This window comes from Paenibacillus sp. PDC88 (assembly GCF_900106725.1).
Taxonomy (GTDB): Bacteria; Bacillota; Bacilli; order Paenibacillales; family Paenibacillaceae; genus Paenibacillus; species Paenibacillus shunpengii.
Genome location: NZ_FNNT01000003.1, coordinates 283,705 through 296,612 on the forward strand (window position 1 = coordinate 283,705; position 12,908 = coordinate 296,612).

Here is a 12,908-nt window from a genome sequence, read left to right on the forward strand (position 1 = left end):
AGCAAGACATGAGGAATATTTTACATAAAAGGTTATTAAAACACGAACATTGCCGAGGGTCATTCGCTTATTTTATTCGGAACCGCTGGACTCCTGCTATCCATGCCTACTTTATAAGGTTCTTGCTATGACCAAGAAAACCTCCCGTTAGTGCCCATAAATGTAGTGTGCCTCTAATGGAAGGTTTTCATTTACTTATTCCTGAATCTTTAGCCGACCTCAGTAAGTACGTACATGCCACTTGGGTTGTACAAATAAGGTTCTTCTTCATTAAAACATTCGGGTTCATACTGGCTCGCATACGTTCTACCATAAATCTTGAATTCTTTGCCTGCGCTGCTCTCTTCTTCCGTCTGCGTCAGCAGGCCATACAAGAATTGAGACATGACCTGCATAGAGGCATCCGGATCCGTATCTATGCTGATCGCTGCTTCGGGAAGGCCAAACATCTGCATCCCGCAGGAATAGTAGTATTGTTCATTCTGCCGATAGCTGACAAAGGTATGCAGCAGCTGGTCGACTCTAGCTTCACTTGTCAGCTTGTCCCATTCCTCAGATGTATAGGCTTTGCCTGAATTCTCAATCTTCACCGCGAGCCCGCCGCTCTTCAACAGAAGCTGCACGGCCGGCACGATTTTTTGTACAGCATCCAGGCTGCCCATATAGCTCATCAGATGCAGCACATGGGTATGCTTGTCCAATTTATGCAATGCCTTCTCATTCATCATGCCTCGTTCCGAATAATAGAAGGCTTCTGACAGCTTGGCGTCATGCTCCTGGAATCGAACCTCAAACGCACGATTGTGCTTCGTATCCATCAGCAAATCTTCAGCCAGCACATACTCGCCCCGACTCTTCTTCTGAACCGAACGCTTCAGCTTGTCCCGATCCTTCCACTGACCTGGAATACATATAACTAGCTTATCATTCATTTTTCGTAAAATATCCTTTCTCGTCAACACCTGAAGGTGACTTCCCGTCATCAGCTCCGTGCATAATCTGCTGTGATGCTTAAGACGTATCCTTTCATTTTACCAAAACAGTGCCTTGAGTAAAAACATAGATGATAGAGAGGCCAGGACTTAGGTTTGCACAAAAAAAAGGGCTGATGATTCCGACCAAGAACAGCCAGTTCGGGAACCATCAGCACTCTTATTCTCTAAAGCAGGTATTAATAACGCTTAGGTGCTGCTTTCTTAGCAAGCTCTACCAGATAGGCAAAGAAGGCATCCGGGTCCGTATCATATACCAGATTTACTGGCTTACCGTTCGGATCGATGACGGTACGTCCTTGACTTGGACCCTCTGGAATGACAGAACAATGAACCACTTTCCGTGTAACCAGGTCTTCTCTACCCACAGCCGCTGTCGTTAATACATCCCACAAATAATAGGTGGAGTTCGTCTCGCTATATACCAGCGGCGGCACTCCGGCATAGCAGTTACCCAGGAAGTCTACACCTTCGTAATTACGGTCCTTTGCCCACAGATTACGCACAGCAGGGGTGAGTGGAACCTTATTTGTGCTCTCAAGTGCCACAAGATCAATCTCAATGCCCGTCTTCCAAATTTGGTATGCGGCCTCCGGATCCCAGTACACGTTCCATTCCGCTGTTCCATCATGCTCTGGCTCCTGAACATTCCCGTTCTCAAATGTACCGCCCATCCAGACCAGACGCTCAATCTTCTCTTCTATCTCCGGCGCTTCCTCAAGCGCACGTGACAGATCGGTTAGCGGACCTGTGAAGAGGAGCACGGTCTTCTCTTCTGTATTGTTCAGTGTCTCAATGATATGTTTGTGTGCAGGCAGCTCCGACAATGGGGCTTCCATGGTGCCTGACTCGTTCAGAATAGGAAGTGCATCTACGAAGTAAGAATGGATTCTCCAGTCGCTTGGAAAAGGGTTCTTACCGCGTGAATTCGATTTTGCCACTTCCACCGGATAGGTGCTGAATCGATCTAGCGGCTTGCATCTGTTGCCGGTTCCAAATAACCGTCTGCCGGAATAACAGATACACCCGTTACCTCTACGTTATCCATTTGCAGCAGCATAAATAGTGAAACAAGATCATCAACACCGCCGTCATGGTTAAGATATACTTTTGCCTTCTTTGTCATGTTGTAAATCCCCCTGCTTGTCTAGTCTGATGCTTAAATATCTGGTTAAACTTCATTCATCTTAAGTCTTATCTTAAGGCAATTGCAACCATTCATCTGATATTCCTACCTGCCCCTATGCAAAAAGGGCACGTTAGCTTCACACTTCTGCTAACATGCCCCTTATTATATATTTTTTTACATTTGTTTTTGCTTAACTGCGTTCTGGGACTCTTCCTCACGAGTCAGCTTGCCTGGCCAGAAGGCCCATTTCCCCAGCACCGTAGTTATAGACGGTACAATCAATGGCCTTACGATGAAGGTATCCAGCATCACACCAATCGCTGTAATGATACCGAACTGCACAAGCACCTGGATCGGCAATGTTGTCAAGACAGCAAAGGTCCCTGCCAGAATAAGTCCAGCGGAAGTAATGACTGAGCTGGTCTCTCCGACCCCTTCCTTGATGGCCTGTTTGAGCGGCATCTGCTTACGCTTCTGCCAGATGCTTGAGACCATAAAGATGTTGTAGTCCTGTCCAAGCGCGATAAGGAAGACGAAGGCGTACAGCGGAATCGCTCCTTGAATCGCATCTGCACCAAGACCGTAGTGAATAATAATCCAGCCAAGGCCAAGTGCCGAGAAGTACGACAGAATAACCGTCGCCATCAAATAGATGGTGGCAACGATAGAACGCAGGTAGAACAGCAGGAGCAAGCTGATCAATCCGATAACAACCGGTATGATGACGTCGGAGTCACGATTACTAGTTACCTCAGAATCATATTGCATAGCGGTCTGTCCACTGATCCAGACGTTGTTCTCCGGGTTAGAAATGCCAGCTGCCGCAAGAGACGCTTCGGCCTCTGCTCTGAGATCCGGAATGTGCTGCATGGCTTCCATGGAATACGGGTTGATCGTCAATTCTACATCATACCCTGCAATTTGGCTGTTCTCTGCTCCTTGCTGCGGCTCAGAAACAACGTTCACATAGTCAAGCTCGGCCAGACGATCAGGAAGGTCTACAGCCTCTCCCTTCGTATCCACCATAATCTTGACCGGAGCAAGCTCTCCTTCAGAGAATTGCTCTCCAATGATCTTGAAGCCTTCGCGTGAAGGTACATCCTCCGGGAAGGATGATAACAGATCGTAAGTATATTTCACCTGCGGTGCGAAGGCAGCGAACACACTTAGCAGCACTACTGCCGATATGATAACTGTCCATGGACGTGTTGTGACAATATTACCGATTTTGCTCTCTTTCTGCTTACGTGGAGCGGGAGCCGGCTTACCCTTCTTCTTCGCATGATCAGCAGCAAGTTCAGGCGTTCTTGGCACGAATGGATAGAAAGACACACGGCCAAAAATAGCAAGCAGTGCAGGAATCAGCGTCAGGCTGGCGATGAGCATGATCAGAATGGATAGACTGAATGGAACCGCGAAACGCTGATAGGCCCCATATTCCGCGATAAGCAGCGAAAACAGAGAAATAACAACGGTCAGCCCGCTCATGGCGATCGCGCCCGAGGAATTCATAATCGCTCGGAACAAAGCCTTCTTCTTATCGGATTCTTGCCATAACAGCTGACGAAATCTTGAAATGATAAACAGGCAGTAGTCCGTACCTGCACCAAACAGGAGCACCAACATAATTGAAACGGATTGAGAATCCACGGTTATAATGCCCTGGTCAGCCAGCATTCCTAACAAAGGACTTATCACCAAATAGGCAAATCCAACACCGATCAGCGGAATGATCGCCAAGATTGGAGATCGGTAGATCAATAACAGAAGAATCAGTACGATGAGAACCGTTGCGATGAGCAAGGATACATCCGCATCCTCGAACAACCCGGTAGCATCAATGGAGATGCCGACGGGTCCGGTTACACGCGCACTCAGCTCGTCACCATTGATATCAGCTTCAAAAGGACTCTCGCCATATAACTCCTCAGCTTTGACCTCCAGCTGTTTGATTCCTTCCTCCAGAGCAGCCGCATCCGCAGCTTCATCAAAGAACACAGGGAGTATAATCGTGCTGCGGTCTTCAGACAGCTGGGCATCCAGTGCCGGTGGCGGCAGCTCATGCAGCGGAACAACCTGGCTCTGATTAGCCACAGGCTCGCTTGTCAGTTCTTCGGTAAGCTGCTGAAGGTTGGTTAAATCCTCATCCTGCAGCCCACCCTCCCGGTGCCACACGATCAGTGCCGGAACACCTGTATTATTCGGGAATTCCTGAGCAGCAAGGCGCTCAGCCTGTACGGATGCCTTGTCATCGGCAAGGTTCTCCGCATTGTTATTCTCACGCTCTCCTACGGCAGGCAGCGTCAGGTTAAGAACGAGAGCGAGGACGATCCATACGAGGAGCGTAATCCACTTGCTTCGATTTCCTGCAACCCATTTACCATAATTCGGGCCGGATTCATGCATTATAGTCTCTCCTTTTTGTAGATTGCTTTTTTTTGAATTCAATTCATAACACCGACTCATTTAACTTGAATAAGGAAGTATTTAAGAATATGATCAAAGCAATTATATATACCGGAAGGTTAATTATCAAGTTTAATTTTGATAAAATCCGCATCTTGTCATAAACTGTTCACAGGAGGTTTCATATGAAAAATACACAAACCCCGCGTACGCCGGGCAGACCCAAGCAAACCCATGACCAAGTTCCGATTCAGGAGACGATACTCAGGACGGCCTCTATACTCTTCATGGAGAACGGTTACGAGCCGGTATCGCTTGCTCAAATCGCCAAAATATGTAATGTGACCAAGGCATCCATTTACTATCATTTCACTAGCAAGCCTGAGCTCTTCAAGATCTCTGTGACGACCATGCTGACGAATGGGTACAAGCATACAGCTAGGTTCCTTGAAGAAGCCGATACATTTGAACAAGGGCTGCTTCGCGTTGCCGAGGCCAAGATCGCTAGGCCACACGCCGAAATGGAAACAATTATGCGTGAAGCTGAGGCATTCTTGAGCCCAGAGCAGATCAAGGAAATTCGAGATGCAGAACACCGCATCTATGAAGTGATGTCTGTTCATTTTGAGAAGGCTATGGAACAAGGTGTGCTTAAGAAGGGCAATGCCATGCTTCTCGCCCAGGCTTTCACTGCAATGCTGATGCTTGGCAACCGGGAGGACACAAGAATCCAGTACCCAGCCCCGCTTGATCTTGCACAAGCGCTGGTTCAATTGTTCCTGCAAGGTGCTGCGCAGCAATAAAGAACGGAGCTCATCACGAGTCTCCGTTCCTTGGCATTAGAAATTTTAGTCTCTGCTCAAGCACTTTTATTTCAGCCGGTGCAGAGAGATAGACTTCTCCATCCGTATCTGCCGGCATCTCTACTTCTGTCTCCAAATGAATATGACTCGCCTTGAAATATTTCAGGCTGTCATTATGCGGCTCCCACCTGCCTTCGGGCTTTCTTGCCAGCAGTTCCCGTAGAAGAGGGATACCCGCCTCGCGTATGATGAGCACATCAAACTGTCCATCCGTAAGCGAATCCTTGGCAAATGGCAGTGTGCTGGTGCCTAGAGATCTGCCGTTCGATACATAGATCATCACAGCCTCATCTTCGATCTGTGTGCTCTCCGTCTTCAGCTGATAACGAAAAGGTTCGGCAGCCCGAATCGTCTGCAGTGTGCTGATGAAATAACTGAGCTTGCCGAGTGATCCTTTGAGTAGGGGATCAATATTCGCAGAGGTCTCTGTTATGATTCCAACACCGAAAAAATTGGTGAATACCCGATTGTTAGCCATTCCAAGATCCAGGCTTACCGCATCTCCGTGAATCAAAGCCTCCGCTGCCTCCGGCACATGGATCGGAATACCGAGCGTACGTGCAAGATCGTTACATGTCCCGCCCGGCAATATGCCCGCTACAGGTGGCCGATGAAGCTGTGCCAGCCCGTTAATGCATTCATGAACTGTACCGTCACCGCCCAGAATAAAGACCGCATCCACATCTTCGCCCCGCTGCCGGCATATCTTCTCCCCATCGCCCGCTGCCTGTGTCTTCATGACAACAAGCTCTGGAATAACAGGGGCCAGCGCAGACACCGCTCCGCCGACCATACTCATTGCCGAACCCGCCGCTTCGTTATGGATGAGGAGAGCTTTTTGAATATCCATGCTTATCTCCTCCCCACCAAAATCACATCTTACTTTTATATCTACCCTAAATGAGGAAGAAATAAAACAAGCTCAGCGCTGCAGACGATGAACGGATCGCTTTATTGTGCACCCCTTGGATTATTTATGGACCCCACAAACAACCAGGCTCCCGTATCCTCATCCTCAATAACTGTAAAGAAGGGCCGATTGATATTCATCACTTTGGTATCTGCGACCATTGCCCCTGATTCTTCCATAGCCACGGAAGTCGCTGCCGCTGCCTCGGAGCCCTTTTCATTCACTTCAAGCACGGCTTTATGCTGTATATCGCTGATGAATAAATCGCCCTCTGACATCCGAGAGAAGTCAGCATCTTCAAAAGCCGACTTCATCCCCATATTCATGAATGGGTCCACAAGCCCTGCTTCATATTCGACCTTGTATTTCGGCATGGAGAGCTGAATCCGATGTTCATCGAATGGAGCGGCAAATACTTCAGGCTGCTGTATCAGCTGCTTCATGGTGTCATCCAAGCTCTTGCCCTCAGCCGGCAGAATCACCAGCATGTTCATGCTTGAATCACGATAAGGCAGACGAACGGCCTGCCAGTCCTCTGACTCCTTATACCCATACGGATTGGTATCGTGCATCATCGGTATGTTCAGCTCCGTACCATCCCCGGTTGTAAAAGCTCCCTCCTTGGTTAGATTCTCATCGAAGGTGTACAGCCAGGTTCCTTTGAAATACAGGGCATTCAGCAAATAAGCCCGCACCGCGCTGTCCAGAGGCTCGCTCAGCATCTTGTCTATCAGACCTTCTGTTCTCTCACTGACCCAGGTATTGATGGAATTCATGGCTTCCTCGGAAGACAACTCTGCTTCCAAGATCTCAGCTCCATAGCTGGTTCCTGCCGTTTCAAGAAACGCCGGTTTTAAGGTATAGCCCGCATCTACCCAGACCGAGTTTGCTGTCATCAGCTCCACCCCTTGACCAGGGCTGTTCAGAAGCTGCATATATATCCGGCTGGCCTCATTCACCTCTTCCATACTTAAGCCGGTAAGCCCAAGTACTTCTGCCATTTCCTGCTCCGTTACACCATTGGAGCCGGTATAAGCAAGCGTTAAGGCAGAGGCAATACTGTAGGGTGAGATCAATACATTCTTAGGTGCAGCTTCCTGATCTCGAAGCTCCTCCATCAGCTGGATACCCAGTGTATTCTGCGATTTAATCAGTACCGGATCTAGTGCTGCAGCCAGCCGATCACGCTCCTCTGTACTCATCTGATCGACCTTAGCAGGTAACGTGGACAGGCTTTGCGGGATTTCTTCCCCCATGTCTGCCTGAGGTGCACAAGCACTTAAACCGAGCACAAGCATAATGGCCAGAAACGATCGATTCACTGCCTTCTCTCTCTTCGTCATTAGCATCCTAATCATCCCCCTTTTTTAGGTAGACTCTCACGGCAGCAGAATAGTTCCAATATATAATGGGATTTTTTCTTTGTTTCTAGCGTGTCTTAGAGCGCTCAATAGGGTAATGAAGCTGTAAAATGATGTCCATCGACGAGGAGGAGTGTTTCTATGATTCCAGCAACGCTTGAAGAACTTGAAGCCATTCGCAAAGAATGCCGTTCCATGGTAAATACAAGAGCCTTCGCATCCGGCGGCACTGCGCTTGTACCGATTCCCGGAACAGATGTTGTCGCGGATGTAGGCATGCTGATGCAGCTCCTGCCTGCCATTAATGATAAATTTGGCTTGTCCGAGAAGCAGCTCAGCGGTATGGATGCAGAATCCAAGGCTGCAGTGTATGGACTTGTTATGTCCATGGGGAGCGCGGTAATCGGTAAGCTCATCACCCGGGAGCTCGTCATCAAGCTGCTCCAGAAGGTTGGCGTACGGATGGCGGCCAAACAAGCGGCACGCATTATCCCGATCGCCGGTCACGCTTTATCTGCAGCGCTGAGCTTCTCTGCCATGCGGTATGTTGGCAATAAGCATGTAGAGGATTGCTATAATGTCGCCAGACAGCTGATCGAGCAGAGAAGAGCGAAAGAGCTGGAAATACCGGCAGACGCTGTTATTGTAGACACGGTTAAAGTATGACCTGATCCAAGCTGTCCGTCATAATCATGCTGCTTGCGAGAACAAAAAAAACACACTGTACCTCTTGGGAGGAGCGCTCTTGCTCATTCAAGAGAGTACAGTGTGTTTTATCTATTGAGATGAATCCATCTCATAACAGCCTAAGCTTGCCAAAATTTACGTTAATCAGCCTACCTCTGTAAACTGGCTGTTATATAGCTCTGCATAGAATCCATTTGCCACAAGCAGCTCCTGATGGGTCCCTTTCTCAATTACATCCCCATGGTTCATGACGAGAATAACGTCAGCATCCCGAATCGTTGACAGTCTGTGGGCAATCACAAAGCTGGTGCGATCCTTCATCAACTCATTCATCGCCTGCTGAATCAAGGTCTCTGTCCGGGTGTCGACCGAGCTTGTCGCTTCATCGAGAATAAGGATGGAAGGATTCGCAAGAATGGCACGGGCAATCGTCAACAGCTGCTTCTGGCCTTGTGAGATATTAGATGCTTCTTCATTGAGAACCGTTTGATACCCATCTGGCAGTGTGCGGATAAAATGATCGGCTCTAGCTGCAACAGCTGCTTGCCGCACCTCTGTCTCCGAAGCTCCCTCACGGCCGTATGCAATGTTGTCATAGATTGTGCCGTTGAAGAGCCATGTATCCTGCAGCACCATGCCGAACATGCTCCGCAGTCTGCTCCGCGGCATATCCGTAATATCCACACCATCGATTCTAATGGTGCCACCTTGTACTTCATAGAAGCGCATGAGCAGGTTAATAAGTGTTGTCTTGCCTGCCCCTGTCGGTCCTACGATGGCCACCGTCTGTCCCGGCTTCACATCGACATTCATATCAGTGATGAGCGGCTTGTCCTCGCTGTAGCCAAATTTTACATGCTCGAAGGTTACTGCACCCTGCACCTTGCTTGAAATACGGGCTGTATCCTGTTCAGGCACTTCTTCTGTTTCATCCAGCAGCTCGAACACGCGCTCGGCCGAAGCCACCGTGGATTGGATGACATTCGCAATGTTAGCCAGCTGATTGATCGGCTGAGAGAACTGACGTGAATATTGAATAAACGCCAGGATACTTCCGACATCCAGTGACCGTGTCGATACGAGAATTCCCCCAACCACACAGATCAGCACATAGCCAATGTTTCCGATGAACATCATGAGCGGCATGATCAGACCAGAAATAAACTGGGCCTTCCAGCCAGTCTCATAGAGCTCCTCATTGATCTTGTCAAAATCGCGGATCGACTGCTCTTCCCGTCCAAAGGCTTTAATGACATTATGCCCGGTGTACATCTCTTCGACATGACCATTCAGCTCCCCGAGCCTCTTCTGCTGTCCTACAAAATATCCCTGTGACCGGGAAGCGACTACGGCAACCACGATTAAGCTGAGCGGCAGTGTAAGCACTGTAATCAGTGTCAACAATGGACTGATCGTCAGCATCATGACGATGACACCGACCAATGTTACAAACGAGGTAATGAACTGCGCGAGACTCTGCTGCAGCGTATTGCTGATATTATCGACATCATTTGTAGCCCGGCTGAGGATTTCCCCGTGTGTTCTTCCATCAAAATATTTGAGCGGAAGCCGTGACAGCTTGTCGTTAATCTGCTCCCGCATCTCAAATACAACACGCTGCGAGACGCCGGCCATGAGATACTGCTGTATATAGGCAAACAGCGAACTCAATAGATACAAGGCACCAAGCCACATCAGAATTCTGGCAATCTCTACGAAATCAATAGCCGCATTCGGATCAAACAGCGGCTCGGATAAAATATTTGTCGCCACCGCCATTAGTTTAGGTGAAACAATGGTAAACACCGTGCTTAGAATAGCCATAATAAACACAACGATTAATATAGTGTTTTGCGGCTTCAGATAACGAACCAGCCTCTTCATTGTGCCTTTGAAATCCTTGGCCTTCTCAACTGGTCCACGACCGGGATGGCCCCCTGGATGCTTCGGCCCTGCCATGCTGGACGTGTTTTGCGAAGCTTTACTTTTACGACTCATGCAATCTCCTCCTCTGACAGCTGTGAGGACACAATTTCTCGGTATACCTCACTATTTCGGAGCAGCTCGTCGTGAGTTCCACTGCCTACGACTACGCCTTCATCCATAACTAGAATCCGATCTGCATCTCTTACCGTGCTTACCCGCTGGGCAACGATAATGACTGTTGAGTTGACGGTTTCGTCAACAAGAGCAGCTCTAAGCTTGGCATCCGTCTTATAATCTAGAGCGGAGAAGCTGTCATCGAATACATAGATCTCGGGTCTGCGCACCAAGGCTCTCGCAATAGACAGACGCTGCTTCTGTCCCCCAGATACATTGCTGCCTCCTTGCGAGATGATACTCTCATATCCTTCCTCCATCCCGCCGATAAATTCTGCGGCCTGAGCGACCTCTGCAGCATGCCGAATCTCTTCCTCGGTTGCATCCTCCTTGCCGTAACGGATGTTGTCTGCAATGGTACCTGTGAATAGTACGGCTTTCTGCGGGACATATCCGATCTTCGAGCGCAGCTCTTGCTGAGAAATATCTTTTACATCGATGCCATTGACGCGAACACTGCCTTCGGTGACATCATAGAAGCGCGGGATCATCGCAAGCAGCGTGGATTTGCCTGACCCTGTGCCGCCAATAATGGCAGTAATCTCTCCTGGCTGTGCCGTGAAGCTGATATCCTTAAGTGCATATTCCTCAGCGCCTGGATATTTAAACGACACGTTATCGAATTCAAGAGTTCCATGCAGCTGACCTGCCGGCTTGGACACTTCAGGATCTGCAAGCTCCGGCTTCATTGTCAGTACTTCATTGATCCGTGCCGCAGAAGCTGCTGCCCGGGGCAGCATGACGAAGATGATCGACACCATCAACAGAGAGAACATGATCTGCATGGCATATTGAATAAACGCCATCATATTCCCTACCTGGATCTCTCCCGTGTTGATCCGAAGACCGCCGAACCAAATAATAGCGATGACAGAGAAGTTCATCACCAGCATCATAACCGGCATCATAAAGGCCATAATCTTGTTCACCTTGATCGCGGTATCTGTGAGGTCACCATTGGCCTCGGTGAAGCGCTCCTTCTCGTACCCGGTACGATTGAATGAACGGATGACCCGAATGCCTGTCAGCTGCTCGCGCAGAACGAGATTCAGACGATCCAGCTTCTTCTGAATGGCCTTAAAGAGCGGCAGCCCCTTGAAGGCAATCAGGGCAATGGCTCCTGCAAGGATTGGAAGCGATACAACAAGAACAAGAGACAGCTTCGCATCTTGGGATATGGCCATTACAAGACCACCTATAAACATCAGCGGTGCACTAATCATCATCCGCAGCATCATCAGCAGCACGTTCTGAACCTGAGTAATATCATTTGTTGTTCTGGTGATGAGCGAAGCTGTTCCCACCTGGTCAAACTCATGAAGAGAGAAATTCTCAACATGTCTAAACAAACGGCTGCGAAGATCACGTGCAAATTTGCCTGTAACCTGGGAGGACAGGAAGCTTACAAGAATAGAGCATACAGTACCCAGCAGTGCAACAATGAGCATTACACCGCCAATACTCCATATGTAAGAAACGTCCCCATCTGGTATTCCAAAATTGACGATATCAGACATTAGTGTAGGCAAGAATAAATCAGATAACGATTGCAGCAGAAGCAAAAAAACGACGATCGATACACCCGCCTTATACGGATTCAGCATCCGCAGCAGTTTCATCATGTGTGATCACTTCCTTTTGTTGAAAATCTATCTTTGCAGTGCGGGTCAGTGCTTGTCCGCTTCTGTTCCTTATACTCGTACACCCGAGTCAGTAATTTCGCTAATTGAGCACTATCCTCTTCACCTAGATATTCAATCATTTCCTTCATATTGCTAATGAGCTCGCGGTGAACACCCCGGACAGCCTCCCGCCCGGCTTCAGTGATGGTAATCCGCATCACTCTGCGATCGGCTTCATCCATTCTTCTCTCGACTAAGCCCTGCTCCTCCAGTCCCTGAATGACAGGAGTAATGGTCGGCGCCTTGACCCGCATAATTTCACTGATCTCGGATATCTTAAGCCCTTCAAGCTGATCCTTGGTCGTTGGTCCATTCTCTTGAAAATCCGTAATCATCCGCCCGACCACAGCAGGATCGTGCTTCTCAGGCGTTTCCTTCCCCCGGATTAAAGTAACCAGGAGCACAATTTCGCTCGGATTGCGGCCTTCCGTCTTAGGCTGCTTCCAATTGCTGCGGTTAAATCTCATAAATGCAAAGAGTAGATTTTGTGCAAGTATATCCTTCTCTTTCAATGCCTCACCCACTTTTTTTATTTGAACAAAAATCTTTGCGATATTGCGATAGATCGAATTAATTAGGTCTCCTAATTAATTATAAATCCATGCAGATTATATGCTTTTGCACGCCTAAGTGTCAAACCGGAACCTTGCAGGATTTTGCTGATCCTTAAGTTATATATTGGCTGTTCTTGGACCGTCACATTCTCTTCATTCCATATAAAAAAAGACGACTGTGGCTCTATAGCCACAGCCGTCCCTCCGCGGATCTGTCATCCATA

General features: G+C 48.5%; 9 protein-coding genes and 1 pseudogene. 2 read left to right on the forward strand and 8 right to left on the reverse strand.

Annotated elements, in window-relative coordinates:
* Positions 1–209: 209 nt before the first annotated feature.
* From BLW49_RS11840 to BLW49_RS11850, 3 genes and pseudogenes are all read right to left on the reverse strand, one after another.
* A complete protein-coding gene (locus tag BLW49_RS11840; protein ID WP_076314388.1) occupies positions 210–932 on the reverse strand; it encodes a hypothetical protein in 723 nt (240 codons plus the stop codon).
* A gap of 239 nt (positions 933–1,171) precedes the next feature.
* Positions 1,172–2,118, reverse strand: a pseudogene (locus BLW49_RS11845) (nucleoside hydrolase).
* 177 nt (positions 2,119–2,295) lie between these two features.
* The gene (locus tag BLW49_RS11850; protein WP_090724791.1) at positions 2,296–4,527 is read right to left on the reverse strand and encodes an MMPL family transporter; all 2,232 of its coding nucleotides are present in this window, start codon (positions 4,525–4,527) and stop codon (positions 2,296–2,298) included.
* 185 nt (positions 4,528–4,712) lie between these two features.
* On the opposite strand from BLW49_RS11850, the gene BLW49_RS11855 reads away from it, so the two are divergent.
* A complete protein-coding gene (locus tag BLW49_RS11855; protein WP_076314385.1) occupies positions 4,713–5,330 on the forward strand; it encodes a TetR/AcrR family transcriptional regulator in 618 nt (205 codons plus the stop codon).
* A 13-nt stretch (positions 5,331–5,343) separates the two neighbouring features.
* Here BLW49_RS11855 and BLW49_RS11860 read toward each other — a convergent pair whose 3' ends face one another.
* The gene (locus BLW49_RS11860; protein WP_090724793.1) at positions 5,344–6,240 is read right to left on the reverse strand and encodes a diacylglycerol/lipid kinase family protein; all 897 of its coding nucleotides are present in this window, start codon (positions 6,238–6,240) and stop codon (positions 5,344–5,346) included.
* Between the two features lie 101 nt (positions 6,241–6,341).
* Positions 6,342–7,649 (reverse strand): serpin family protein, encoded by a 1,308-nt coding sequence (locus BLW49_RS11865; protein ID WP_177178721.1) that lies wholly within the window; start codon positions 7,647–7,649, stop codon positions 6,342–6,344.
* Positions 7,650–7,802: 153 nt separating this feature from the next.
* On the opposite strand from BLW49_RS11865, the gene BLW49_RS11870 reads away from it, so the two are divergent.
* Positions 7,803–8,327 (forward strand): hypothetical protein, encoded by a 525-nt coding sequence (locus BLW49_RS11870; RefSeq protein ID WP_047911309.1) that lies wholly within the window; start codon positions 7,803–7,805, stop codon positions 8,325–8,327.
* Between the two features lie 165 nt (positions 8,328–8,492).
* On the opposite strand, the gene BLW49_RS11875 is transcribed toward BLW49_RS11870, so the two are convergent.
* The 3 genes from BLW49_RS11875 to BLW49_RS11885 are packed head-to-tail and all read right to left on the reverse strand — an operon-like array spanning position 8,493 to position 12,642.
* Positions 8,493–10,346, reverse strand: coding sequence for an ABC transporter ATP-binding protein (locus tag BLW49_RS11875; protein WP_090724796.1), 1,854 nt, complete (start codon positions 10,344–10,346; stop codon positions 8,493–8,495).
* Positions 10,343–12,070, reverse strand: a complete 1,728-nt coding sequence (locus BLW49_RS11880) for an ABC transporter ATP-binding protein (protein ID WP_090724797.1) — start codon at positions 12,068–12,070, stop codon at positions 10,343–10,345. Before BLW49_RS11880 ends, BLW49_RS11875 begins: the two co-directional genes overlap by 4 nt.
* Entirely contained in the window at positions 12,067–12,642 is a 576-nt protein-coding gene (locus BLW49_RS11885; RefSeq protein ID WP_090724799.1) for a MarR family winged helix-turn-helix transcriptional regulator, read from the reverse strand. Before BLW49_RS11885 ends, BLW49_RS11880 begins: the two co-directional genes overlap by 4 nt.
* Positions 12,643–12,908: the final 266 nt, after the last annotated feature.